Source organism: Streptomyces sp. NPDC090127, from assembly GCF_044746945.1.
Taxonomy (GTDB): Bacteria; Actinomycetota; Actinomycetes; order Streptomycetales; family Streptomycetaceae; genus Streptomyces.
This window is the reverse complement of the sequence record NZ_JBIVDE010000003.1, coordinates 453,104-477,530: the sequence shown is the minus strand read 5'-3', so window position 1 is coordinate 477,530 and position 24,427 is coordinate 453,104. Positions and strand designations below refer to the sequence as shown.

The 24,427-nt window shown below is 72.1% G+C and carries 20 protein-coding genes; 8 read left to right on the top strand and 12 right to left on the bottom strand.

Annotated features, from left to right (window positions below; all coding sequences use genetic code 11):
- Nucleotides 1–93 precede the first annotated feature (93 nt).
- Entirely contained in the window at nucleotides 94–2,337 is a 2,244-nt protein-coding gene (locus ACIPPS_RS13210) for an RICIN domain-containing protein (protein WP_401430417.1), read from the bottom strand.
- A 333-nt stretch (nucleotides 2,338–2,670) separates the two neighbouring features.
- On the opposite strand from ACIPPS_RS13210, the gene ACIPPS_RS13205 reads away from it, so the two are divergent.
- From ACIPPS_RS13205 to ACIPPS_RS13195, 3 genes are all read left to right on the top strand, one after another.
- Nucleotides 2,671–3,654, top strand: a complete 984-nt coding sequence (locus ACIPPS_RS13205; protein WP_401430415.1) for an ion transporter — start codon at nucleotides 2,671–2,673, stop codon at nucleotides 3,652–3,654.
- 129 nt (nucleotides 3,655–3,783) lie between these two features.
- A complete protein-coding gene (locus ACIPPS_RS13200) occupies nucleotides 3,784–5,568 on the top strand; it encodes a bifunctional metallophosphatase/5'-nucleotidase (RefSeq protein WP_401430413.1) in 1,785 nt (594 codons plus the stop codon).
- Between the two features lie 110 nt (nucleotides 5,569–5,678).
- A complete protein-coding gene (locus ACIPPS_RS13195; protein WP_401430411.1) occupies nucleotides 5,679–5,978 on the top strand; it encodes a DUF1876 domain-containing protein in 300 nt (99 codons plus the stop codon).
- A gap of 57 nt (nucleotides 5,979–6,035) precedes the next feature.
- Here ACIPPS_RS13195 and ACIPPS_RS13190 read toward each other — a convergent pair whose 3' ends face one another.
- The 4 genes from ACIPPS_RS13190 to ACIPPS_RS13175 form a co-directional block, all read right to left on the bottom strand.
- Nucleotides 6,036–6,677 (bottom strand): CBS domain-containing protein, encoded by a 642-nt coding sequence (locus tag ACIPPS_RS13190; RefSeq protein WP_401430409.1) that lies wholly within the window; start codon nucleotides 6,675–6,677, stop codon nucleotides 6,036–6,038.
- A gap of 98 nt (nucleotides 6,678–6,775) precedes the next feature.
- On the bottom strand, nucleotides 6,776–8,005 hold the full coding sequence (locus tag ACIPPS_RS13185) for a glycoside hydrolase family 64 protein (RefSeq protein WP_401430407.1): 1,230 nt from the start codon (nucleotides 8,003–8,005) through the stop codon (nucleotides 6,776–6,778).
- Nucleotides 8,006–8,202: 197 nt separating this feature from the next.
- Entirely contained in the window at nucleotides 8,203–8,868 is a 666-nt protein-coding gene (locus ACIPPS_RS13180; RefSeq protein ID WP_401430405.1) for a GntR family transcriptional regulator, read from the bottom strand.
- A 71-nt stretch (nucleotides 8,869–8,939) separates the two neighbouring features.
- On the bottom strand, nucleotides 8,940–10,115 hold the full coding sequence (locus ACIPPS_RS13175) for a CaiB/BaiF CoA transferase family protein (RefSeq protein WP_401430403.1): 1,176 nt from the start codon (nucleotides 10,113–10,115) through the stop codon (nucleotides 8,940–8,942).
- A 207-nt stretch (nucleotides 10,116–10,322) separates the two neighbouring features.
- Between ACIPPS_RS13175 and ACIPPS_RS13170 the strand changes: the two genes are divergently transcribed.
- Complete coding sequence (locus ACIPPS_RS13170; protein WP_401431402.1) at nucleotides 10,323–11,468, top strand: acyl-CoA dehydrogenase family protein; 1,146 nt, start codon at nucleotides 10,323–10,325, stop codon at nucleotides 11,466–11,468.
- 63 nt (nucleotides 11,469–11,531) lie between these two features.
- On the opposite strand, the gene ACIPPS_RS13165 is transcribed toward ACIPPS_RS13170, so the two are convergent.
- Nucleotides 11,532–12,071 (bottom strand): FBP domain-containing protein, encoded by a 540-nt coding sequence (locus ACIPPS_RS13165; RefSeq protein ID WP_401430401.1) that lies wholly within the window; start codon nucleotides 12,069–12,071, stop codon nucleotides 11,532–11,534.
- A 115-nt stretch (nucleotides 12,072–12,186) separates the two neighbouring features.
- Nucleotides 12,187–13,530, bottom strand: coding sequence for a DUF6777 domain-containing protein (locus ACIPPS_RS13160; RefSeq protein ID WP_401430399.1), 1,344 nt, complete (start codon nucleotides 13,528–13,530; stop codon nucleotides 12,187–12,189).
- Between the two features lie 115 nt (nucleotides 13,531–13,645).
- Here ACIPPS_RS13160 and ACIPPS_RS13155 point away from each other — a divergent pair, with 115 nt between their 5' ends.
- Nucleotides 13,646–15,001, top strand: a complete 1,356-nt coding sequence (locus ACIPPS_RS13155; RefSeq protein WP_401430397.1) for a streptophobe family protein — start codon at nucleotides 13,646–13,648, stop codon at nucleotides 14,999–15,001.
- A gap of 93 nt (nucleotides 15,002–15,094) precedes the next feature.
- Here ACIPPS_RS13155 and ACIPPS_RS13150 read toward each other — a convergent pair whose 3' ends face one another.
- The 3 genes from ACIPPS_RS13150 to ACIPPS_RS13140 form a co-directional block, all read right to left on the bottom strand.
- Nucleotides 15,095–16,105, bottom strand: coding sequence for a serine/threonine-protein kinase (locus ACIPPS_RS13150; protein ID WP_401430395.1), 1,011 nt, complete (start codon nucleotides 16,103–16,105; stop codon nucleotides 15,095–15,097).
- Nucleotides 16,105–16,752, bottom strand: a complete 648-nt coding sequence (locus tag ACIPPS_RS13145; protein ID WP_401430393.1) for a hypothetical protein — start codon at nucleotides 16,750–16,752, stop codon at nucleotides 16,105–16,107. Before ACIPPS_RS13145 ends, ACIPPS_RS13150 begins: the two co-directional genes overlap by 1 nt.
- 77 nt (nucleotides 16,753–16,829) lie before the next feature.
- A complete protein-coding gene (locus ACIPPS_RS13140) occupies nucleotides 16,830–19,547 on the bottom strand; it encodes an FHA domain-containing protein (protein WP_401430391.1) in 2,718 nt (905 codons plus the stop codon).
- A 90-nt stretch (nucleotides 19,548–19,637) separates the two neighbouring features.
- Here ACIPPS_RS13140 and ACIPPS_RS13135 point away from each other — a divergent pair, with 90 nt between their 5' ends.
- On the top strand, nucleotides 19,638–20,288 hold the full coding sequence (locus tag ACIPPS_RS13135; RefSeq protein WP_401430389.1) for a TetR/AcrR family transcriptional regulator: 651 nt from the start codon (nucleotides 19,638–19,640) through the stop codon (nucleotides 20,286–20,288).
- Nucleotides 20,289–20,393: 105 nt separating this feature from the next.
- On the opposite strand, the gene ACIPPS_RS13130 is transcribed toward ACIPPS_RS13135, so the two are convergent.
- Together ACIPPS_RS13130 and ACIPPS_RS13125 are read right to left on the bottom strand one after the other, a co-directional pair.
- Nucleotides 20,394–21,020, bottom strand: coding sequence for a hypothetical protein (locus tag ACIPPS_RS13130; protein WP_401430387.1), 627 nt, complete (start codon nucleotides 21,018–21,020; stop codon nucleotides 20,394–20,396).
- Between the two features lie 145 nt (nucleotides 21,021–21,165).
- The gene (locus ACIPPS_RS13125; RefSeq protein ID WP_401430385.1) at nucleotides 21,166–21,972 is read right to left on the bottom strand and encodes a class II aldolase/adducin family protein; all 807 of its coding nucleotides are present in this window, start codon (nucleotides 21,970–21,972) and stop codon (nucleotides 21,166–21,168) included.
- Nucleotides 21,973–22,130: 158 nt separating this feature from the next.
- On the opposite strand from ACIPPS_RS13125, the gene ACIPPS_RS13120 reads away from it, so the two are divergent.
- Complete coding sequence (locus ACIPPS_RS13120; RefSeq protein WP_401430383.1) at nucleotides 22,131–22,832, top strand: ThuA domain-containing protein; 702 nt, start codon at nucleotides 22,131–22,133, stop codon at nucleotides 22,830–22,832.
- Nucleotides 22,833–22,952: 120 nt separating this feature from the next.
- On the top strand, nucleotides 22,953–24,344 hold the full coding sequence (locus ACIPPS_RS13115) for an NADP-dependent succinic semialdehyde dehydrogenase (RefSeq protein WP_401430381.1): 1,392 nt from the start codon (nucleotides 22,953–22,955) through the stop codon (nucleotides 24,342–24,344).
- Nucleotides 24,345–24,427 lie beyond the last annotated feature (83 nt).

Below are 24,427 nucleotides of genomic sequence, written 5' to 3'. Positions count from 1 at the left end.
TGGCGCCGACGAACGGCCGCCGTGACCGCCACGCCGAGCGCCCCCGCCGAACGGCGGGGGCGCTGGGGGCGTACGGGGCTCTGCCGGGGGCGCTCAGGTGATCGTCCACCGCTGCAGGCTCGAACCGGTGTCGGCCTGTTGGGTCGCCAGGGCCCCGTTCGTCGTCGAGGCGGTCGTGAGCACCAGCCCGCTCTTCACCGAGGCGACGGTGTACGTGCCGTCAGCCCGGCGCGTGACGTTCCAGCGCTGGTTGGCGCCGCCCGTGCACGTCCACTGGATCACCTTCGCGCCGGGTGCGGTGGAGCCGCCGTCGACGTCGGCGCAGAGCCCCGACTCGGCGTTGGCCAGCTGGTAGGAGCCGTCCGGCTGCCGGGTGAAGCGCCAGCTCTGGTTGGCTCCGCCGTTGGCGGTGTAGGTGATGAGCTGGGTGCCGGGAGTGGTGCTGTGGCCGGGGTTGTCGAGGGCCCTGCCCCCGGTGACCAGGGTGCGGACACCGTCGAGCGAGCCGGGCGCCTCACCCACGGGCGTGAGGGTCAGGGTCTGCTCCGCCGCCGTGCGCGACCCGCCGACACCGCTGCCGGAGGTGTCGGTCCAGAAGCGGGCGGGCGTGGTCTCGGCCGGCCGCGCGGAGTCGGCGGACATGCCGATCACCAGACCGCTGTAACGGTTCACCAGCCGGTACGTACCGGTCGGCGCACCCGCGGCGCCGGCGCCCGGGATCACGAACCACTGCTGGCCGACGCTCGGTCCGCCCGCGCCGGCGGTCGTCACGGTCGGCCTGGTGCCCCAGGCCCGGTTGACGGTGGCCGAGGAGTCGACCCCCAGGAGCCCGCCGGTGGCGCTGTTGGCGATCCGGTAGGCCCCGTCGCCCAGCGGCGTGAAGGTCCATGACTCCCGGGCCGCCCCGGTGGGGGCCGCCAGTGAGGTGGTAGCGGACCCGCCGGAGACCTGGGCGAGGACGCGCCCGCCACCGGAGGCGATGCGGTGGGTCCGGGTCGGGTCGACGGGGGCGGCGGGCTCCGACGTACCGATGGAGAGGTTGACGTACTCGCTGGACGAGCCGCCCGAGCATCCGAAGGAGCAGTACGAGCGGAAGTTCCTGCCCACGATCCCGGAGCTCGTCCGGTTCGTGCTGTCGAGGAACCAGCGGTACCAGGAGGCGTTGGTGTGGCTGCCGGTGTCACCGAGCAGCCGCCACTGCTGCTTCGCCAGGTCGGCGGTGGCGTAGAACTGCTGCGGAGCCCTGCCGCTCTGGTCGACGGCCTGGGGCTGGCCGATGTACAGCCCCAGATGCGCGTTGTACGTGATGTCCATGACGAACAGCGGTGACGTCGGCGGCATCAGGCCGGCCGCGACCTGCTGGCTCACGGTGCCCGCGTGGGTGGGGTCGTACTCGTCGGACACGGGGGTGTACCCGGTGCCGCCGGCGGACCCGACCGGCACCATGTTGCTCTCCCGACCGCCCACGCCGGGCTCGGTCCAGGCGCCGTCGTACCACTTCCGCCAGGAACCGGGCGCCATCTTTCCGGAGATCGGGGCGCGGGCCACATGCGCGTGGAAGGCCTTCCAGCCGCCGCCCTTCTCCACGATCCGGGAGCCGTAGAAGACGTAGAAGTACCCCGAGGCGGTGTCGACGAACAGCCGCGGGTCACCGTCGCCGTAGTGGTACGTCTGCTGCGGGAACGCGGCGGTGTCGCCCCGTTTCGTGCTGTACGGGGAGGTGATGACGTGGGACGTGACGCGCCACGTCCGGCCCCGGTCGGTGGAGACCGCGTAGTCGATCCCGTCGTAGTGGACGCCGTCGCCGAAGGGCTGCGGGGTGAACTCGTTGTGCACCAGGCCGTACCAGTAGCCGGTGTCCGGGTCGACCCAGACCCCCGCCAGGTCGCAGTAGTTCTTCTGGGAGTAGCCCGACCCGGCCGGCGCCGCGCTGGACTCCAGGCCCGTCGGGCTGTTGTCGCACCGCCAGGTCGTGTCGTTGTTGCGGTCGTTTCCGTTCGCCGGATCCACGGCGTCGCTGAGCGCGCTCGACCGGGAGGCGGTGTCGAAGTCGGCGCCGGTGAAGAAGGTCCACTTCCGGGGGTCCGTCGCCCCGTAGAGCGCGTGCGCCTGCTGGAAGTAGAAGGTGCCGTCCTTGTCGATGTAGGGGGCGGCGGGCGTGTCGTCCGGGTGGGTCCAGGAGCCCTTGGCGCCGACCGTCACGGTGTACGTGGGGGCGGACGGCGCTTCCGGCGCGGGCGCGGCCGGCCGGGCCGCCGACGCGCCGCCCCCACCGCCGGCCAGGGTGAGGGTCACGGCGGCGAGCGCGGCGACCAGTAGGGATGTTCGAGCGGGCATGGAGCACTCCTCCCCGGGGCGTCGCGCGGGCCGCGGCGGCCGCCCCTCGCGGAACCGGGCGTACCGCAGCTTCCTCGGCCCCGAGGACCGTGGACATGGACGGGCACGCGGCAGGACTTGGACTTTGCGGGAGACGGGCCACGGGCCGGCCGGGACCGCGACCCTCGCGCTCCGGGACCGCGACCCTCGCGCTCCGGGACCGCGACCCTCGCGCTTCGGGACCGCGACCCGCCGGCTTCGGGACCGCAACCCTCGCGCTCCGGGACCAGAACCCTTGCGCGTCGGCGCCGTTGGAACACCAGAGCATGGTTCAACGAATCGAGGAGCGCCGAGATGCCGGACCAGTCCGCCGTGGTGGGCCGTAGCCACCGGGACCTTCGGGTGCGCGTGGCGGAACGATGCCGCGAGATCACCGAGGCCCGCTGGTTCGCCACCGGCGTCTTCCTCCTCATCCTCGGCAACGCCGTGGTCCTGGGAGTGGAGACGTACGCCGGTGTCACCGCCCGCTGGCACACCGAGCTCAGCACCGTCGAACACCTCTTCCTGGCCGCGTTCGCGACGGAGATGGTCCTGCGCGTCGGAGCGCACGCCGCCCGGCCCGGGGACTTCTTCCGTGACCCCTGGAACCTCTTCGACCTGGTCGTCGTCCTCGCCGCCTGCGTCCCGGCCGCCCGCGAGAACTCCACGATCCTGCGGCTGCTCCGCCTCGCCCGCGTGCTGCGTGCCGCGCGCTTCCTGCCGCAGCTGCGGATCGTCCTCGTCGCGGTCGGCCGCAGCCTGCCAGGCACGGCCAGCTTCCTGCTGGTCGGAGCGCTGCTGCTGTACGTGTACGCGATGGTCGGCTGGGTCTTCTTCGCCGGGCACGACCCGGAGCACTTCGGCTCGATCGGCCGGGCCGTCCTCACCCTCTTCCTCCTGATGACCCTCGACGGGCTCGGTGAGGCGGTCCACGCGGGCCTGGAGATCTCGCGGTGGAGTTTCCTCTACTACGTCTCGTACGTCCTCATCGCCTCCTTCGTCCTCGTCAACGTCCTCATCGGTGTCGTGATCAACTCGCTGGAGGAGGCGCGCGAGATCGAGAAGCTCGAAGCGGCGGAGGACGAGGCCGCGGCGAAGCAGGCGGAGCGGGCGACGGCCTCCGGCGCGCGGGCCGGCATCGGAGACGGATGGGACGAGGCGCGGCTGCGCGAGCGGATCGAGGCCGCCCGGCGCGCCCTGGACGACGTCGAGTCGGCGCTGCCGCCCCTGCCGCCGCCGCGCGCACATGCCGTGCGCAAGGACGAATCAGTGGCGGAAGGGGCTCGTTTCCGCACATGACGGAATCGGCCGCGCTGCGATGAAGTCCGGTCATGTCCCATGCCGTGGAGCGCTGTTCGACGTTCACAGTCGTGACACCGACAGGAGTTGAGATGAGTCTGCTCGTCCCCCTCCGAAGGAGTCATCGCCTTGAGAAACGTCCTTCGCCGGATCGGTGTCATCGCCGTGGGCACCGCCCTCGTCGGCGGCGCCCTCTCCGTCTCACCGGCCTCCGCAGACGACCCCCTCGACGTCCAACTCCTCAGCATCACCGACTTCCACGGCTACCTCCAGCCGCCCACAGCCGGACAAGGCGGACAGATCCCCGCGGGAGGCGGGGCGTCGGTGACCGTCGGCGGCGCCGCCTACCTCTCCACCCATCTGGACCGGTTGCGCTCCGGGCACACGAACTCCGTCTTCTTCTCCACCGGTGACAACTTCTCCGGCTGGCCCTTCGAAGTGGACGCCTTCCAGGACGAGCCCACGATCGAGGTCCTCAACAAGCTCGGGCTGCGCTTCACGGCCGTGGGCAACCACGAGCTGGACGTGGACCGGAGCTTCCTCGTCGACCACATGGCGAACGGCGACTGCTTCGGCACGGTCGGAGTGGACAGCTGCTTCACGGACTCCACCGGACGCCGCTTCCACGGCGCCGACTTCGACTTCCTGACCGGCAACATCGTCGACGCCAGGACCGGGCAGCGGATCGTGGACCCGTACCGCATCGAGTGGTTCGAGGCCGCGAACGGCAAGCGGGTCCCGGTCGGCTTCATCTCCACCACCACGCAGGCCACCGTCACCGGGTCGACCTCCTACCAGCCGGGCCTGCGGGCCCTGGACCAGGCGACGACCATCGACCGCTACGCCAAGGACCTCAAGCGCCGTGGCGTCGAGGCCATCGTCCTCAACGTGCACGAGGGCGGTTCGCCGAAGTCCGCCGCGACCTCCGGGTACAACGCGTGCGACTCCGCCTACGGGCCGGTGATCGACCTCGCGAAGAAGGTCACGGCGGAGATCGACGCGGTCGTCACCGGGGACTGGCACTCGCGCTTCAACTGCATGGTGCCCGACCCGGCCGGCGTTCCGCGCCCGGTCGTCGAGACGGGCAACCACGGCGCCCTGATCAACGAGATCAACCTGGCCATCGATCCGAGGAGCGGCGAGGTCCTCCGCGACCGCACCCGCTCCGTCAACCACGCGGTCACGCGTGACGTGGCCCCGGACCCCGAGATGAAGAAGATCGTCGACCACTGGGCCGCGCGCGGTGCCGAGCGCTTCGCCGAACCGCTCGCCACCCAGACCGGCCCCTTCACCCGGGCGGCGAACGCCGCGGGCGAGAGCACGGCGGCCGACCTCTTCGCCGACGTCCAGTACTGGAACGCCAACCGGACCCCCGCGGGCAAGGCCGATCTGGCCCTGATCGCCGCTCAGCCCGCCCGAGGCAGCGCCGCGGTCCGCGCCGACCTCCCGTACGCCAAGGGAAGCCACCCCGCCGACGCGGACGGCCGCATCCTGTTCGGCGAGTCCTGGAACGCCTACGGCTACGGAAACCCCGTCCTCACCGTCGGTGTGAAGGGACGTCAGCTGGACGCGATACTCGAACAGCAGTGGCAGAAGCAGGCCGACGGGACGGTGAAGTTCGCCCCCCTCGCCGTGTCGCGCAACGTCTCGTACAGCTACGACCCGTCGCGCCCGGTCGGCGACCGCGTCGCCGCCGGGGACGTACGGATCAACGGCCTGCCGCTGCACCCCGCGGGGACCTACCGGGTGGCGGCGCTCGCCTACACCGTCATCGGCGCCGACGGCTACACCGCCTTCGCCGGCTACACCGCCCCTGTCCGTAACGGCGCCGACCACGAGAGCTTCGTGGAGTACCTCAGGGCCCACAAGGAGATCGCCCCGGCGCCCCTGAACCGGGTCCGGGTCAAGGGCTGACGCACGGCGGCCCGCCTCGGCGCGCGCTCACGCGCGCGTGGATGGATCCTGGAAGGTAGGCAGGGACGCGCGGTGGTGTCACGCGTTCCGACGGCGCGAGGAGGCAGACCATGTCACGGACACTGGAGTGGACGGTCGGCCTGGAACTGGTCGAAGAGGATGGCAGGACCAAGGCCGCGGCGCATCTCAACACCGGTACGTCGACCCTCACCGGCCACGGCACCGCACGGTGCAACCCGTCGGACGCGGACGTTCCGGCGATCGGTGACGAGCTCGCCGCGAGCCGGGCCATGAAGGACCTGGCCGGTCAGCTGATGCGCGAGGCCAACCGGGAGATGGAGGCGGTGGGCGCGGGGACCGTACCGCAGCACACCGGCCCCGGATACGGGTGGCCGGAGGCGGTCTCCTGACCGGACCGCCGAGCGCACCGGGCCCGTCGGCTTCCCGCCGACGGGCCCGGCGCCGTCTCAGACCCCGGGGCCGGGGGCGGCCACGTCGCCGCCCTCGGCGTCGGCCTCCTCCTCGTCCTCGTACGTCAACCGGTCCACGACCTCCACGACGCCGTCCACGCTCTCGCAGAGCCGGACGAAGACGGGTGCGAGGCTCCGGCGCTCCAGCGTGCCGCTGAGCGTGACCCGGCCCTCGTCCACGTCCACGTGGAGCGCGGCGGGGGAGTGGCGGAGGATCCGGATGACCACGTCCTCCAGGATCTCCTCCTGGATCGACCGGTCGCGCCGCAGGAAGAGCTGCAGCAGATCGCTCCGGCTGAGCACCCCGATGAGGTGTCCGCCCGCGTCCACCACCGGCAGCCGCTTCACGCGGTGCCGTTCCATCAGCCGCGCCGCCTCCACCGCCGTCCAGGACGGGCGGGCCACCACCACGGGGCTCGACATCATCGCCGCGGCCGTGCTCGGGCCGTCCTTGGCGGCGTGGCGGCGCAGCAGATCCGCCTCCGAGACCACTCCGATCGGCCGGTTGGCCTCGTCGACCACCGGCACCGCGGTGATGCCGTACTCGTCGAGCAGCCGCGCGATCTCCTTGAACGGCGTCCCCGGCTGTACGGCCACCGCGGTCGGCGTCATCAGGTCGGCGACACTGCGGTTGCGCATCGTCCGTTACGTCCCTTCTCCCGCTCCTTTGCCCATGATCCCTCACGGAGCGGGACCGCCGTGGACACGGACGATTCAGGGGAGCGGGAGACGGCGGCCTAGTCGAACGGGTCGAGCGTGACGTACGCCTCCCGCGGGTCGCCGTCGTGGACCAGCGACTCGTGGGCGCCGACGTCGTCGAAGGCGAATCCGTACGCCTTGCCGTCCACCATCTGCGCGTGGATCTTGCGCGAGTAGTGGTTGGTCACCGCGTCCTGGTAGAAGCCGGCGGCGGAAGTGTCCGGCTGGTTCGGGTTGGTGAGGAGGGTGGACCGGTTGTAACCCGCGCAGAGCGTACGGGAGATGGGGCCCCGCACCTGGTCGTTGGGCGCGTCGAGCCGCTTGTAGCAGCCGAACACGCTGTCGGAGTCGGGCTTCTGGAACGAGGTGACGACGGTGCCCGCGCTGTTGGTGAAGTTCATGACGTTGCCGGAGACGCGGCCGAAGTACTTCACGGCCGGCTGGTTCGCGAACGGCGTCACCGTCAGGGTGGAGGAGGAGTACTTCGTCCAGACGCGGTTGATGTAGTCGTCCATCACGTTCGCGGGCAGGGCGCCCGCCTCGATGCCGTGCCCCGGTGCCAGGGCGCGCAGGACGGTACCGTCGGACCGGGTCTGGATGAGGTTCGCCCAGCCGCCGGGCTGGCCGCGCAGGGAGTCCAGGAAGTTGCGATAGCCCCGGGGCTTGAGCCGGCCCGTGGTGGCGACGCTCCCGTCGGGGCGCTTGACGCCGACCGCGTACGGGGCCGAGACCATGTCGACCTGGGTGCTGTTGATCCAGAGTCCCGCGTCGTTGAGCGTGTACTCGGACCAGTTGAAGAGGATGTTCCGGTTGGGGTCGCTCGGGTTCTGGACGGCGGGCTGCACCAGACCACCGGTGGCCAGCTTGAAGACGAGCTTCTGGCCGTAGCTGAAGTAGACCCGGCCGGAGAACTTCGGCAGGCGGATCGTCATGGACTGCCCCTGCGCCGGTCCCGCGATGGAGGCGTCGGGCGCCGGTACGGGTACGGAGCCGCCGGCCGGCCAGGGGTGGAAGGTGCCGTTCGCGTCCGCCCAGCCCTGACGGCCGGTCGAGAGCTCGGTGCCGAGGTTGTAGACGTATATCTGGTCGGAACGGCCGGAGTTGTTCTTGAACGTGAGCGGGATCGTCGCCGGTACGGCGGCGGCCCGCGTAGTGGCGGCCTGGACCGTGGGGGAGGGTCCGACGAGGGTGACGGCGGTGCCGAGCAGAGCGGCGGCGGTGACGGGCGCGAGGGTCGCGAGACTGCGGCGACGGCGATGCGAACGCATGGGGCTCCTCGGGAGTGGGGGAGGCGAGGGCTTTGAGAGCGCTCTCAGAATGGTGAGCGTGTGATGACCCTGTCAATGCTTCGGACGGGAGTGGGCGCGCGACGACTGTCGGGTGCAGGTCGTCACGCGCCGGGCTCGGGTGTCCGGGCTCGGTGTCCGGACTCCGGTGCCGGGTGCGACTCCGGCCCGGGCGGGGCTCACTCCAGGTCGAGGACCTCGCGCAGAGCCGCGACCGCGTTGACGCGGTGCTCGTCGAGCGCGCGCACCACGGCGTCCTCGTCCCCGTGGCGCACCGCCGAGATGACCGCACGGTGCTCGCGCACCGCCAGCTCCCGGTTCGGCAACTCGGTGTAGTACAGCGAGCGATAGGCGTCGGTGGCGTCCCACAGGGTGGTGATGAGGCGGACCAGGCGCGGCATTTCGGACGCCTCGACGAGGGCGAAGTGGAAGCGGCGGTTGGCCGCGGCCATCGCGGTCACGTCCCCGTCGTCGGCGGCCCGTTCCACCTCCCGCTGGGTCTTCTCCAGGGAGGCGAGCAGCCCCTCCTCGGCCCGCCGGACACCCATGCGGACCGCCTCGGTCTCCAGCAACTGCCGGATCCGGTAGACCTCCTCCAGGTCCGCGAGGGACAACTCGGCGACGAAGTAGCCCCGGTGGATGTGGTGGACGACGAGGCCCTCGCCCTCCAGGATCTTCAGCGCCTCGCGCAGGGGCACGCGGCTGACGTCGAGCCGGGCGGCGAGCGCGTCCTGGCGGATCTGCCCGCCGGGCCGCAGCTCCCCGGCGGTGATCGCGCGCCGCAGCTCCTTGAGGACGAACTGCTGGGCGGTCGGCGGCCGCCCCTTCCGCACCGCGCTGCTCATCGCCTGTGCCCCTTCCGTCGTTCCTGCGTCGGTCGGCCCGCGCCCGCGCGGGTCATGATCCGTATATCTTCCTACGGCGCGCCCGGATCCCGCCCGAGCTCCCGGAGCACGGAGGCGGTGTGCTCGCCGAGACGCGGGGGCGCGGCGCGGTACGAGGCAGGGGTGAGGCCGAGCGTCAGCGGGTTGACGACCTGGGCCGGACCGGCCGCGTCGGCCGGGACACGGGGCGCAAGGCCCAGGCGGTCGGCGAGGTCGAAGGCGGCGGCGAGATCGTTGATCGGGCCGCAGGGAACTCCCGCGGCCGTGAGTTCCTCGAACCAGCTGTCGGCGGTCCGCTCGGCGAGCGGACCCCGCAGCGCCGCGACCAGCTCCTCGCGGTGCGCGACGCGGGCCGGGTTGGTGGCGAACCGCGCGTCGTCGGCGAGCGCGGGCAGCCCGAGCCGGACGCAGAGGGCGCGGAACTGGCGGTCGTTGCCGACGGCGAGCACCAGCGGCCGGTCCCGGGCCTCGAACACCTCGTACGGAGCGATGCTCGGATGCCGGTTGCCCAGGGCGCGCGGGACGACGCCGGCGCCGAGGTGGGCGGCCGACTGGTTGGTGAGCGCGGAGAGCAGGGAGGTCAGCAGCGAGACCTCGACCCGCTGTCCCTCGCCCGTACGCTCCCGGTGCCGCAGCGCGGCCATGATGCCGAGGCCGGCGTGGAGGCCGGTGATGACGTCGACGAGGGCGACGCCCGCCTTCGTCCCCGGCCCGCCCGGCTCACCGGTCACGCTCATCAGCCCGCCCATCGCCTGGACGAGCAGGTCGTAGCCGGGCAGGTGGGCGCCCTCGGCGGCACCGAAACCGGTCACCGAGCAGTAGACGAGCCCCGGGTTGGCCGCGCGCACGTCCTCGTAGCCGAGACCGAGCTTCTCCATCGTGCCGGGCCGGAAGTTCTCCACGAGGACGTCGGCCCGGTCGACGATGGCGCGGGCCGCGGCCCGGTCGGCGGGATCGGTCAGATCCAGGGCGACGGAACGCTTGTTCCGGTTCACCCCGAGGAAGTACGTGGCCTCGCCGTCGGCGAAAGGGGGGCCCCACGCGCGCGTGTCGTCTCCCGAGCCGGGCCGCTCGATCTTGATGACATCGGCGCCGAGGTCGGCGAGGAGCATGGTCATGTACGGCCCGGCGAGGACACGCCCGAAGTCGGCGACGACGATCCCGGACAGGGCGCCGGGTGCGGACGATTCCCGCTGATCTGCGCGCATCCCGCTCTCCTCCGTCGGTGATCGGATCCCCTGTGAACGTAGGGATCGGAGATCAGATATTCAATACTGGATCCAAAATCCGATCTGCGGCTACGCTCGGCACGCCGCATCGCCGCACCAGCCTGGAGGCCGTCCGTGAAGTCGTCGCCGCAGTCGCAGCAGCAGCCGTCGCCCGCGTCGAAGTCGTCCCCCGTCCACCCCTTCGATCTGCTGGCGATCGACGGCCTGCTGACGGACGAGGAGCGGGAGATCCGCCGGACCGTGCGCACCATGGCCGACAAGGAACTCCGCCCCCATGTGGCCGGCTGGTTCGAGCAGGGCGCCATCCCCGCCCGCGAACTCGCCCGGCAGCTCGGCGGCGTCGGCGTCCTCGGCATGCACCTGGAGGGCTACGGCTGCGCGGGCACCGGCGCCGTCGCGTACGGACTGGCCTGCCTGGAGCTGGAGGCCGTCGACTCCGGCCTGCGCAGCCTCGTCTCCGTACAGGGCTCCCTCGCGATGTACGCGATCTGGAAGTACGGCTCGGAGGAGCAGAAGCAGCGGTGGCTGCCCGGCATGGCGGCCGGCGAGTACATCGGCTGCTTCGGGCTCACCGAGCCCGACGCGGGATCGGATCCCGGAGCCATGCGCACCCGCGCCCGACGGGACGGCGACGACTGGGTGCTCAACGGCACCAAGATGTGGATCACCAACGGCTCGGTCGCCGATGTCGCCGTCGTGTGGGCCCGTGCCGACGAAGGCGTCCGGGGTTTCCTCGTCCCCGCAGGCACCCCCGGCTTCAGCGCCCCCGAGATCAAGCAGAAGCTGTCGCTGCGGGCGAGCGTCACCAGTGAACTGGTCCTGGAGGACGTCCGGCTGCCGGCCGACGCCCTGCTCCCCGAGGCGCGTGGACTGTCGGGCCCGCTCGGCTGCCTCAACGAGGCGCGGTTCGGCATCGTGTTCGGCGCCCTGGGCGCCGCCAGGGACTGTCTGGAGACCACGATCGCGTACGCCCGCGACCGCATCGTCTTCGAACGGTCGCTCGCTTCCTACCAGCTGACGCAGCAGAAGCTCGCGGACATGTCCGTAGAGCTCGGCAAGGGCATGCTGCTCGCCCTCCACCTGGGACGCCTCAAGGAGGCCGGCGGCCTCACGCCCGAGCAGGTCAGCGTGGGCAAGCTGAACAACGTACGGGAGGCCATCGCCATCGCCCGCGAGTGCCGCACCGTCCTCGGCGCCAACGGCATCACCCTCGAATACCCCGTGCTGCGTCACGCCAACAACCTGGAGTCGGTCCTCACCTACGAGGGCACCAGCGAGGTCCACTCCCTGGTCATCGGCAAGGCGCTCACGGGCGAGCAGGCCTTCCGCTGACCCGCACGCCCGCACGCCCGCACGCCCGACACGCCCCGCCACCGCTGACGCGGCGCCCGCGTTCTAACCGGCCGTCACCTTGGCGAGGAACGCGTCCAGGTTCGCCGTCATCCGCTCGATGCGCCCCTCGGCCGTCAGAGACTCCTCCTGCCGGCCGGCCCGCAGCTTGGGCTGGCGCTTGCCGCGGACGTACAGGGAACAGGCGAGGTCCGCGCAGATGTAGATGCCGACCGTGTTCCCCTCGCGCCCGCGGGCACCGGCCAGCGGCGCCGCCAGCAGGGTCACGCCCGACGAGGCGTGCCCCGTCAGGCAGACCTGGCACAGGCTCGACTTGACCGCGCTGGTACGGCTCGCGCCGGGCACCCGCAGGGAGATGCCGAGCGGGCCGTCCTCGCGGGGCACGACGAGGTGCGCGCGCAACGGCGCGCCCGGGTCGACCCAGCCGAGGAAGTCGAGGTCCTGCCAGGGGAGCTCGGCGAAGTCCAGCGGCAGCTTGAGCCGGCCGGCCTCACCCTTCGTGCAGTTCACGAACGACGAGCGGATCTGTTGGTCGGTGAGAGGTTCCACTCGGTGGACCGTACACAGATCGGAGGGTCGAGGCATCTCGATTTCCCCTGGGCTCGGCTCCCTGGGGATCCACAAGACTGGATCCGATCTGCTGGATCCGATCCGCTGGATCCGAAATGCTGTATCTCATCAGGCCGCTGCGTCGCCCGCCTCAGAGGACCGGCCGAGCGGCCGAGCCGGCTGCGGAGGTCTGCGACCCGGCCTGCGGCGCGGGCGCCGGGGAGACCGGGCTGACGGGCGCCGGCGGGCTCTCCACGTCGGAGGCCGTGCCGTTCGACGTGCCGCCCGAGGCCGGTTCCGACTCCGGCTGCGGCGCCTCCGGCGAGTCGGGAGAGTCGGGCGACTCGGGTGGCGGGGGGGAATCCGGGGAGTCCGGGGAATCGGGGGAGTCGGGCGACCGCGGAGATTCCGGGGACGAGGGGGGCGAGGACGGCGACGACGGGGACTCCGAGCTGGGGGAGTCGGTCACCGAGTCCGACACGGAGGGCGACGGGGGAGCCGTCGGCGGGGTCGTCGGCTTGTCCTGCTTCCCCGTGTCGCCCGGCTCGCGGGCGAACCAGCCGTCGGTCTCGGGGTCGTACACGACGAAGACGTTCACCACGGTCACCGACGGCTGCACGACGACCACCTGGGAGGGCTGATAGCCGGGCCACTTGGCCCCCGTCGTCTTCGGGTTCTTCTGGGCGACCGGCGGGGTCAACGGATTGCCGCAGGCGCAGCGCGCCCGGGGCACACCGCGGTCGTCGACGAGTACGGCCGTACCCGCCTGGAGGGTCGCCTGGTAGGTGGTGGCGGCCCCGTCCCGGAACCCGTGGTTGGTCACCCGGGTGTCGACCCGGAGCTGAAGCGGGGTCAAGGAGCGCAGATAGCCGGGCACCTCGTTGGCGGAGATGCCCTGGACCGAGGCGAAGGCCGCGTTCTTGGCGGGCGAGTCGGCCAGATAGCGCACCTGTTGCTCGACGTCGCAGCTCGCCGCGTTCCGTGTGCCGCCGTACAGGCCCGCCGCGGAGCCCGACACCGTGCGCGTGGCGGAGGCGTCCGCCGAACGGGTGGGGCTGGGCAGAGGCGCGGGCGACTGCGAGGCGTCGGACGCGCGGGCCGTCGACTTGGTGAAGGGATCGGGACCGGCCGCCGAGGCGTTCTGCAGGAACACCTCGCCGCCGGCCCCGCCACCGTCACCGCCGTTGCCGTCCGGGCGGGTGAGGACGACCACCAGGGCCACCGCGGCGACCAGCACCGCCGCGACCGAGGCGACCTTCGGGACGGACCGCCACCAGGGGCCTCCGCCACCGCCTTCGCCCGGGCCGCCGGACGCACCGCCGCCCGTACCGCCGCCCCCGGACCTGCCGGAACCGCCCCCCGAGCCGCCGTGCGGCGGTCCGGGGGGTGGTGGGGGGCCGGCCTGCCCCGGGGTGGTGCTCGGGCCCGAGAGGGGGCCCGAAGGCGGACCTGAAGGAGGAACCGAGGGGCGGCCGGACGGCGGGTGGGAAGTCACATTTTTCCCTTTCTTCCGTTCCGCGCCCATTGTGTGCGCGGAACGGGGTCCGCCCGCAAGCGGACGGACCCCACAGGCCCTGCGGGCGCCGTCGACCGGTACTAGCGTGGTGACCGTGAGCAGTCGGCTCCCCACCACGTCCCGCCCGGCGCACGACACCGGGACCATCGCCCGCCATTGGGGCGAGGCCCTGGCGGCCGTTCTCGCCGGGTTCCTCGCGATGGCCGTCGTCGCCGCGCTGGGCCTCTGGGCCGCCGGCGCCGGCGACCTGCCCGGCGGCTTCGTGAACGTCGTCGCGGCGGTCGTCGTCATGGCCGTCGGCGGCAAGATCGACCTGTCCGGCGACGCGAGCGCGCTCGCCGGTACGAACGCCGAACTGACCGCCATGCCCCTCACCGTCACTCTGGTGGGCGCATTGGTCACCGGCTTCTGTTTCCTCCTCCCGCTCCGCCACCACGCCGTCGCCCGGACCCGCGACCTCCTCGCCCGCGCCGGCCGCACGGTGCTGCTCTGGCTGGCCGCGCTCGCCGCACTCTCCGCCCTCGCCCGCCGCGACTTCCCCGTCACCATCCCCGGCGGCCAGAGCCAGGACCAGGACCCGATGTCCGACCTGTTCGGCGAACTCCTCGAAGCGGTGAACCCCACCGTCGGATTCCGCACCGAGCTCGGCCCCACCCTGCTCTACGGACTCCTGTGGATCCTCGGCGTGCTGCTGATCGCGCTGCTGGTCTCGCGCGGCACCCCGCTCCCGTCCCGCCTGGTCCGCTACCACCAGGCCGTGCGCCCGGTCGCCTCCGCGATGCTGCTCCTGCTCCTCGCGTACGTCGTCATCGGCCTCGTCGTCGGGTTCGTCGTGGCCGCCACGCGAGGCCACGCGGCCGAGACGTTCGCCGTCGTCCTGCTCGGCCTGCCCAACATCAGCTGGCTCGCCCTCGGGGTCGGCATCGGCGGTTCCTGGCAGGGCACGGTCCAGGGGCCGTTCGGGCTGCCGATGCCCCCGATCCTCGACTCGGTGCTCCGCACCGACACCCAGGGCCTCTCGACGGTGGACCTCTCCTCCCTCGCCTCGTACGACTCCCGGGCCTGGTGGCTGCTGCCGGTGGCGGCCCTCCTCGTCCTGGCGGTGGCCTTCGTGGCCGCCGTGCGCTCGCCCGCCCGCACCCGGCTCTGGCAGCACGCCCTCCACCTCGGCGTCGCGTTCGCCCTGACCATGCTGGTCGTCGCGCCCGTCACGCTCGTCGAGGCGCGCTTCGGGCTCTCCATCCTCGGCATCGGCGACCTCGAATCGCTCGGCGGCCGGGTCGTGCTGCGGCCCGACGTGTGGAAGATCGCGGGCCTCGCCCTGCTCTGGGGGCTCGTCACCGGCTTCCTGGGCGGGCTCCTCGCCTCCGGCGTCCGCCGGCGGGGCGAGACGGACGCAGGGGCGGGACCGACCCCGGGGCAGGCAAGCGGCAAGCGAGACACGCGGTAGCGGAGGCACGGAGGCACGGCGGTAGCGGTAGCGGTAGCGGAAACAGGCAGTGGGGGGAGACAAGCCGTGGGGACGGTTCCGGGCCGTACCGGCTCAGTACCAGGACTCGGGCGGCTCCCGGAAGACCGGGCGGGCCCAGGCCGGCGGCGGGGGCGGCGGGGCCGGTGGTTTCGGGTCCTCCCGCTCGTCGGGGCCGGGGCCCGGCCCCGGACCGCCCCGTTCCAAGGCCGCCCGCAGCGACGCGACGAACTCCAGGCACGTCCCGTACCGCTCCTCCGGCACCTTCGCCAGCGCCTTCGCGAGCACCTGGTCCGCCGCCTCGGGCAGTTCCGGCCGCTCGGCGGACGGCGGGGGCGGCGGGTCGTACTGATGGGCCCAGAGCAGCGCCATGTCGTCGTCGCGACGGAACGGCGGCACGCCCGTGAGCGTCTCGTAGACCACGCACGCCAGGCCGTACTCGTCGCAACGGCCGTCCACCGGCTTCCCCGAGATCTGCTCGGGCGCCACATAGTCCAGCGTCCCCACGAACTGCCCGACGGTCGTCAGACCGGTCAGCGACAGGGACTTCTTCGTCAGCCCGAAGTCCGTGAGGTACACATGCTCGGGATGGTCGCCGTCGGTGCCCTCGGCGACCAGGATGTTGCCCGGCTTCACGTCCCGGTGCACCAGGTCGTGGGCGTGCGCCGCGTCCAGCGCCGACGCCACCTGTACGGCGATCCGGCCCGCCTTCACCGGCGGGAGCGCGCCCTCGCGGTCGAGGAGCGCCCGCAGGTCCTGTCCGGCGACGAAGCGCATCGCGATGTACAGGACGCCCTCCGTCTCGCCCGCCTCGAAGACCGGCACGATGTGCGGATGGTCGATCGCGGCCGCGACCCGCGACTCGTGCGCGAACCGCTTGCGGAAGGTGTCGTTGCGGGCCAACTCGGGCGCCAGCAGCTTCAACGCCACCGTCCGGTCCAGCCGCAGGTCGAGCGCCCGGTAGACGACCGCCATCCCGCCGCGGCCGATCTCGGCCTCGACCCGGTATCCGGCGATCTGCTTGCCGATGAGCCCCGACTCCCGGCCGGCCGGCAGATCCATGTCCCGGGCCGCGCCGCCGCCCATCAGCCCTCACCCGGCAGCTGCGCCTGGTCCACGATCCGGGTGGGGGGCGGGCCTGCGGGCACGGCACCCCGCTCGTCCTCGCCTTCGAGCCGTGGCACCACCCGCGTCGGCTCGTGCACGGGGGCGGCGATCGACGGGCCGGCCGAGGCCGCGTACGTGTTCAGGGCCGTACCGTCGCAGTACACCCAGCGTTCGTGCTCCGCGTCGTACAGCCAGAGCGCCTCGCCGTCGACCACCATCCCCACCCGCAGTCCGTGCGTCCGCCGCTGGAAGGTGTCCCGGTCGACCCGGGCCGCCCCGAGCTCCTCCGCCGCCCGCCGGTACCGTCCGAGCGACTCCTCCGCCCGGGCGATCAACGGGCGGGGATCGGCAGTCCTCACGAGCGGCTGACGAGCCTCGGGCGGATCCACCGGTACGGCGACGAGCAGCCGGGCGTCGACCCACGCGGACCAGCCGTTGGAGCAGAGGACCTCGCCCCAGTCGCCGACCCGCTGCGTGAGCTGCACGGGCAGGAAGGCGTCCAGGGGCACGGTCGCGAGGCCGGGATCCGGCGCCTCCCAGGCGGGCAGACCGTCTCGCGGCACGACGTGCGTCGGCCGGAAGTCCGGTACGCCGTCCGGTACCGGGGGAGTGACCGGGATGCCCATGGGCCGCCTGCCTTCACTGTTCCGGAGGGGACATCGGATCCTGGATATCGGATATCGGATTCTGGATCCGAAGCCCGCTACTTCCGCATGATCACCGGCTCGTGGCGCCGCAACAGCCTCGCCACCAGGTAGCCGAGCACGACACAGAGCACCACCAGCATCCCCATGTCGAACAGCCAGGCGCCCAGGGTGTGGTCCATCAGGGGATCCGTCGTCTTGTCGCTCGGCGCGGTCGCCCCGATGTCGATGGTCGCTCCCATCGCCGCGAACGCCCACCGCGAGGGCACCAGCCACGCCAGCTGTTCCAGGACAGGCGTCCCGGTGACGGTGAGGAGCGCGCCGCAGAAGACCACCTGCACGATGGCCAGGAGGACGAGCAGCGGCATCGTCACCTCCTCCTTGCGTACCAGCGCGGAGACGAACAGACCGAGCATCATCGCCGTGAAGGAGAGCAGCGCGACCGCGAGCGTGAGCTCCACGAGCGGCGGCATGAGCACACCCTTGCCACCCGGGACGTTCAGGGGCACGCCGATCAGTGCGACGAGCGTCAGGACCACCGACTGGACGACGGTGATCAGACCCAGCACCACCACCTTCGACATCAGGTACGCGGAGCGGGACAGCCCGACGGCTCTCTCCCGGCGATAGATCGTGCGTTCCTTCACCAGTTCCCGTACCGCGTTGGCCGCCCCCGTCAGGACGCCGCCGACGCACAGGATGAGCAGGACGTTCAACGTCGACTCGGGGTTGAGGTTGCCCTCCGACAGGGCCCTGGCCATCGCGCCCATCACGAACGGCAGCGCGATCATGATCGCCAGGAACGTCTTGTCGGCGGAGAGCGCCGTCGCGTACCGCCGGACCAGCGTACGGAGCTGGGAACCCCAGCTCTGGGCCTTCGGCGGCGGCCCGGGATCCGGGACCTCCCCGGAACGGGCCTGTCCCGGCCGGTCCATGGCGTCGGCGACGTACTGCCGGTGGAACCGGGAGGAGCGGTACTGCCCCGCCCAGTCGCGGCCGCGTTCGGTCTCGAAGGCCTCGAACGCCTCCGGCCACTCCTCGAAGCCGAAGAAGTTCAGGGTGTCGTCCGGCGGCCCGAAGTAGGCGACGCGGCCACCGGGCGCCAGCACGAGCAGCCGGTCGCAGACGTCCAGGCTCAGCACGCTGTGCGTGACGACGATGACCGTACGGCCGTCGTCGGCAAGCCCTCGCAGCATGTGCATCACCGAGCGGTCCATCCCGGGGTCGAGCCCCGAGGTGGGCTCGTCGAGGAAGAGCAGCGAGGGCTTGGTGAGCAGTTCCAGCGCGACGCTGACCCGCTTGCGCTGTCCGCCCGAGAGGCTGTGGATGGGCTGTTCGGCCCGCTCGACGAGCCCCAGCTCCCGGATCACCTCGTCCACCCGGGCCCGGCGCTCGTCGGCCGCGGTGTCCTCGGGGAAGCGCAGCTCGGCGGCGTACGTCAGGGCGCGCCGTACGGTCAGTTGCAGGTGGAGGATGTCGTCCTGCGGTACGAGACCGATGCGCTGGCGCAGCTCCGCGTAGTCGACGTAGAGGTCCCGGCCGTCGTAGAGGACCGTGCCGTGGTCGGCCGGACGCTGGCCGGTGAGCGCGTTGAGCAGCGTCGACTTGCCCGCGCCGGACGGACCGACCACCGCGAGCAGGCATTTCTGCCCGACGGGGAAGGACACGTCCTCCATGAGCGTCTTCTTGCCGTGGTCGACCGTGACGGCGAGGTCCTGCACGTCGAGGGAGACCTCGCCGGTGTCGGTGAACTCGACCAGCTGCCCTCCGATGAGGCAGAACGCGGAGTGGCCGACGCCGACGATGTCGTCCGGCGTCACACGGGTGGCCTCGGCGACGCGGGCGCCGTTGAGGAAGGTGCCGTTGTGACTGCCGAGGTCCTGGATCCAGTACGTACCGTCCGGGTTCGCGCGCAGTTCGGCGTGGCGCCGCGAGACGACGAGATCGTCGACGACCAGGTCGTTCTCCGGGGCCCGGCCGATCCGCACGGTGCGTGTCGGCAGCGGCCGCACCGAGGTGGGCTGCCGGAAGGTACCGGTCAGGGCCGGGTGGGAGACCGAGGAGGGCCGTGGCGGGGTACGCGGTGGCGCGGGAGCCGGCGGCTCGGGGGCCGGCGAGGGGGGCGGCGGCGGGGGCGGGGGTTCGGGACCCGGTACGGGCGGGCGTACGGGAGCCACCGGCCTCGGCTCCTGCACCGACGGCGCGGCAAGGGCCTCGGACGCTTCAGGAGCGTCGTACGCCGTTTCGGGAGCCCCTGCCGCCTCGGCGGCGGCCAGGGCCTCCGTGGCGGGGGCCGGCGCCTCGGGCGTCGCGGGCTCCGCCGCCACGGGCTCGGGCACCACGGACTCCGGCGTCCCGGCCTCCGGCGTCCCGGCCTCGGAGGGAACGGGGGAGGCGGGGGCAGCCGGGGGCGCTGGAGCGGCCGGGGCCAGCGGGGCCGCCGGTGGCGCTGGAGCGGCCGTATCCGAGAGCACGGCGCGTGGGCCGTCTCCGGGATGGCCGAAACGGATGACCGTTCCCGGGCCGACCTCGCGCACGGCGATGCGACGGCTGTCCGCGAAGGTTCCGTTGGTACTGCCCTCGTCCTCCAACGTCCAATGGTCACCGACGGTCCGCAGGACCGCGTGGTGCCAAGAGGTACGGTCGTCGCCGAGGACGATGTCACTGGTGGGGTCGCGCCCGATGCGGTAGACCCGGCTCGGACTCATGACGGTTGCGTCCCCGTCGATCTCGAGGACGAGCTCGGGTGCGGCGGGCGCGACGGGCCGCTGTCCCATGCGTGAATTTTATCTTCCGACGCCGATCCGTGCCTCCGAGAGCCGCCGGTATCGTGGGCGCCTGCCGTACGACCGAAGGAGGGCCCACCCGTGCCGAAAGGTGTCACCAAGCGTCGGCCCCGGACGAGGGCGGCCCTGCTCAAGGCCGCTCTGGAGACCTTCGCCGAGCACGGCTTCCACGCCACCTCCATCGAGCAGATCTGCGACCGCGCCGGCTACACCCGGGGCGCCTACTACTCGAACTTCGCCAGCAAGGAAGAGCTCTTCCTCGCCCTCTTCGACGAGCACAGCGAACGGACCGTACGGCGGCTCGCGGATGCCGTCGACACCCTCGCCGCGGAGGACTACACGCTGGAACGGCTCGCCGAACTCGCCTCCCGTGTCGAGCCGGACGAGCGCGACTGGTATCTCGTCACCACCGAGTTCACCCTGCACGCGATCCGGGACCGGCAGGCGGCCTGGGTGCTCGCCCGGCACGACGCCCGGCTGCGGGCCGAGATCGCCCGGGGCCTGACCGCCGTACTGCGCAGGGCGGGACGCGAACTGACCGTGGACGCGGACAGGTTCGCCCGGATGCTCATCGCCCTGCGCGAGGGCGGGCTCGCGCAGAGCTATGTCGAGCCCGAGGAGTTGCCCCCGGGCAGCCTGGAACGCGACTTCCTCGCCCCGCTGTTGGCTGCGTCGACCCGAAAGATCGACGCAGCGAACCAGGTCCCCCGGACGCACAGTCCGCATCCATGATCTGCTGCACGAGCGCGACCGCTTCAGCCCGGCTCGTCTGTACGGCACCCGTCGCGGCCTCCCTGGGCGCCGGCCTGACGAGCGGCATGATCGGCCGGACAGGTCCTAGCCGGCGAACGGGTCGCCGTGACCGGGGAGGCGCCCGCTCGGCGGCACGTACCGCGACCGGCCGTCGTGGTCGGTCACGGGCGTGAAGCCGGCGGCCCGCAGCCGGGCGGCGTACCGGGCGACCGAGCGTCGGCCGGCGGCGAACAAGACGGACAGCAGAGCCGTCATCGCTGCCCAGAAGCCACCGGCGACGGTGAGGACCGAGGCCATGTCCTCGCCGAACTCCAGGCCGAGGGTAAGGGAGCCAAGGGTGAGGGGGACGAGGACGAGCGCCATTCGGGTCTTGGCGGAGTACTGACGCTCGAGGTCCAGGACCATCCGGGCCTTGAGGAGTTCGAGCGCCTCGGGAACGAGCGGCGGCAGCGGGCCCCCCTCGGCCGCGTGCGGATAGCGTTCCCGGTTCTCCCGAGCGAGCGTCCGGGCCTGCGGATCGGGGTCTGGTACGAGCCACAGCACGCCCGCGCCCTGGCCGGTCTGCAGGAGGTTCTCGTACGCGTACCCGAACTGCTGGGCGATGAAGGCGAGTCGGGTGAACTCCTTCATTGTGCCGATGGTGACAGCCAGCCGGACCGGCTCCCCGCTCTCCATCAGCCGCAGCATCTTCCGCTGGTGTCTCTTCCCCATGCGTGCCCCCTGGTGTCTCGGGTCTCAGCGTCACCCGGTCCGGCCGGGGATTCCATGCCGGATCCCGGCAGGATCCGGTCCCCGTTCACTGCCGACACGCGCGCCAGGACTTGCCCGGCGGTCAGGAGGGTCAGAGCCGCTGGGGTCAGTCGAAGAGGTCCGGGTCCGAGGCTGTGATCTGGTCCCACAGCGGACGGGCCTGGAACCAGCCGGCCAGGTGGCCGCCCACCTGGCCCCGGGTGACGAGTGCCGTCTCACGGTCGATCAGCTGCGGCGTGCCGGCGGCCATGGCCAACAGCTGGGCCTGGCAGGAGCGTTCCATGGTGACGAACCACCAGACCGCCTCGGCGACCGAGTGCCCGACCGTGAGCAGACCGTGGTTCTTGAGGATGACCGCCTTGTGCCCTGCGAGGGCCTTCGCGACGCGCCTGCCCTCGTCCAGCTCGTTCACGACGCCCCGGTAGTCGTCGTAGATCCCGTGGTCCTCGAAGAAGGCGCAGGCGTCCTGCGTGATCGGCGCGAGCGGGATGCCGAGGCTGGAGAACGCCTTGCCGTGCAGCGAGTGCGAGTGGGCTGCGGCGACCGCGTCCGGGCGGGCGGCGTGCACCTGCGAGTGGATGACGAAGGCGGCACGGTTCACGGGGCGTGCGCCCTGGAGCACCGTGCCCTCGTGGTCGACGAGGATCAGGTCCGAGGCCTTGATCTGGCTGAAGCTCATCCCGAAGGGGTTGACCCAGAAGGCGTCGGGGTTCTCCGGGTCGCGGACGGTGATGTGCCCGGCGACCCCCTCGGAGAAGCCGAACCGCCCGAAGAGCCGGAATCCGGCGGCAAGTTGCTCCTTGCGGTACCGGCGTTCCTCCTCGACGGTGTCGAAGGTGGGCGGCAGGGGGAGGGTGACCCCTTCGGGCAGCGGACCCACGGCGGCGGCCAGGGCGGGCGGGACGGTGCTCACGGGGGCTCCTCACGACGGCGGGACGCGCTGCCCGCCAGAAGATACAGAGATGTATCCGATTCGCCAATGGTTCGGTCGCCGGGCCACGGTTGCGGTGCGGGGGCAGGGGTGGCTACGGTCGATCGGGAAAGCGCTTACTGCAAGTGGGGGAGCCACTCGTGCCGATCGCGGACGTCCTGATCTACACCCGAACCGCCGGCTACCGGCACGACTCGATCCCGGCCGGAGCGAAGGCACTGGCGGCGCTGGCGGAGGCGGCGGGGTACGAGGCCGACGTGACCGACGACCCGGCGGCCTTCACTCCCGAACGGCTCGGGCGGTGCGCCGCGGTGGCCTTCCTCTCGACGACCGGACCGGTTCTGACCGCGCCGGGCCGGGCGGCGTTCGAGGCGTACGTCCTCGGGGGCGGCGGTTTCCTCGCGATCCACGCCGCGGCCAACGCCGAGCCCGACTGGCCGTTCTACGGAGAGCTGCTCGGCACGCGCTTCGACGGCCATCCCGAGATCCAGCCGGGGGCGGTGTGCGTGGACGTGCCCGACCATCCGGCGACGGCCGCGCTGCCGGGCCGGTGGGCGTGGACGGACGAGTGGTACAACTTCACGTCGAACCCGCGGGACGCGGGCGTCCGGGTGCTGGCCCGCGCGGACGAGTCGACGTACCGGGGCGGGACGCTCGGCGCGGACCACCCCCTGGTCTGGTGCCGCGAGGCGGGCGAGGGCCGGGTCTTCTTCACGGCGCTCGGCCACGCGGCGGAGGCCTACCAGGACGAGACGTTCCGGGGTCATCTGGCGGGAGCGCTGCGCTGGGTCGCGGACCCGGCCTCCCGGCCCCCCGCCTCCGCCTCCGCCCCCGGCCGCTGAGGGGCCGGCCAGGGGCCGCCTCCGTCGGCCTCCCGGTCACCCCACCGCCGCCTCCCCGTTTGCCAACGAGGGCCGGGCGCGGGAGGGTGCCTGTGGGACGGACGGGCAGGAGGAGTCGACATGGGGATCGCCACCGTGAATCCGACCACGGGCGAGACGCTGCGCACCTATGACGCGCACGGGAACGACGAGGTGGAGCGACGGGTCGCCGCCGCGCACGAGACGTTCCGGAAGTATCGCGGAACCTCCTTCGCCGAACGCGCGCGCCTCATGCGCCGGGCCGCCGACCTCCTCGACGAGGACGCCGAGGACGTCGCCCGCACGATGACGACCGAGATGGGCAAGACGATCACGTCCGCCCGCGCCGAGGCCGCCAAGTGCGCCAAGGCGATGCGCTGGTACGCCGAACACGCCGAGGCCCTGCTCGCCGACGAGCATCCCGCTCAGGCCGACGTGAAGGACTCCGGCGCGGACGCCGCCCGCGTCCACTACCGGCCCCTCGGCCCGATCCTCGCCGTCATGCCGTGGAACTTCCCCCTCTGGCAGGTCATCCGGTTCGCCGCGCCCGCCCTCATGGCCGGGAACACCGGACTCCTCAAGCACGCCTCCAATGTGCCGAGGACCGCCCTCTACCTGGGCGACCTCTTCCGCAGGGCCGGATTTCCGGAGGGCTGCTTCCAGACCCTCCTCATCGGTTCGGGCGCCGTCGAGGCGGTCCTGCGCGACCGCCGGGTCGTCGCCGCCACCCTCACCGGCAGTGAACCCGCCGGGCGCTCGGTCGCCGCCATCGCGGGCGACGAGGTCAAGAAGACGGTCCTGGAACTCGGCGGCAGCGACCCGTACATCGTGATGCCGTCCGCCGACGTCCCCCGGGCGGTCAAGACCGCCGTCACCGCGCGCGTCCAGAACAACGGTCAGTCCTGCATCGCGGCCAAGCGTTTCATCGTCCACGGCGACGTCTACGACGACTTCGCCGAGCGCTTCACCGCCGCGATGACCGCGCTCACCGTCGGCGACCCCCTCGACGACTCCACGGACGTCGGCCCGATCGCCACCGAACAGGGCCGCGCCGACCTGGAGGAGCTCGTCGACGACGCCGTGAGCAAGGGCGCCACCGTCCTCTGCGGCGGATCCCGGCCCGAGGACCGCTCGACCGGCTGGTTCTACCTGCCGACCGTGCTGGCCGGCATCACCCCCGACATGCGCATCCACCAGGAGGAGACGTTCGGCCCGGTCGCCACGCTCTACCAGGTCGGCGACATCGACGAGGCCGTGGAGGTCGCCAACGACTCACCGTTCGGGCTCAGTTCGAACGTGTGGACCCGCGACGACGCCGACATCGCCCTCTTCGTACGGGACTTGGAGGCCGGCGGCGTCTTCGTCAACGGCATGACGGCCTCCCACCCCGCGCTCCCCTTCGGCGGCGTGAAGCGATCCGGCTACGGCCGTGAGCTCGCCGGCCACGGAATCAAGGAGTTCTGCAACGCGACGACGGTCTGGCAGCGCGGCTGACCCGGAGCTCGCGCGGACCGGCGTCCCCGGTCCGCCCGATCCGGCGCCGGCCGAGTGCCCCAGGCGCGTCACCGTCCCCGGTC

Coding starts and splice junctions, on each gene's coding strand:
- ACIPPS_RS13210 (WP_401430417.1), bottom strand. CDS start 2,337: ATGCCCGCTCGAACATCCCTACTGGTCGCCGCGCTCGCCGCCGTGACC.
- ACIPPS_RS13205 (WP_401430415.1), top strand. CDS start 2,671: ATGCCGGACCAGTCCGCCGTGGTGGGCCGTAGCCACCGGGACCTTCGG.
- ACIPPS_RS13195 (WP_401430411.1), top strand. CDS start 5,679: ATGTCACGGACACTGGAGTGGACGGTCGGCCTGGAACTGGTCGAAGAG.
- ACIPPS_RS13190 (WP_401430409.1), bottom strand. CDS start 6,677: ATGCGCAACCGCAGTGTCGCCGACCTGATGACGCCGACCGCGGTGGCC.
- ACIPPS_RS13185 (WP_401430407.1), bottom strand. CDS start 8,005: ATGCGTTCGCATCGCCGTCGCCGCAGTCTCGCGACCCTCGCGCCCGTC.
- ACIPPS_RS13180 (WP_401430405.1), bottom strand. CDS start 8,868: ATGAGCAGCGCGGTGCGGAAGGGGCGGCCGCCGACCGCCCAGCAGTTC.
- ACIPPS_RS13175 (WP_401430403.1), bottom strand. CDS start 10,115: ATGCGCGCAGATCAGCGGGAATCGTCCGCACCCGGCGCCCTGTCCGGG.
- ACIPPS_RS13165 (WP_401430401.1), bottom strand. CDS start 12,071: ATGCCTCGACCCTCCGATCTGTGTACGGTCCACCGAGTGGAACCTCTC.
- ACIPPS_RS13150 (WP_401430395.1), bottom strand. CDS start 16,105: ATGGGCGGCGGCGCGGCCCGGGACATGGATCTGCCGGCCGGCCGGGAG.
- ACIPPS_RS13145 (WP_401430393.1), bottom strand. CDS start 16,752: ATGGGCATCCCGGTCACTCCCCCGGTACCGGACGGCGTACCGGACTTC.
- ACIPPS_RS13140 (WP_401430391.1), bottom strand. CDS start 19,547: ATGGGACAGCGGCCCGTCGCGCCCGCCGCACCCGAGCTCGTCCTCGAG.
- ACIPPS_RS13130 (WP_401430387.1), bottom strand. CDS start 21,020: ATGGGGAAGAGACACCAGCGGAAGATGCTGCGGCTGATGGAGAGCGGG.
- ACIPPS_RS13115 (WP_401430381.1), top strand. CDS start 22,953: ATGGGGATCGCCACCGTGAATCCGACCACGGGCGAGACGCTGCGCACC.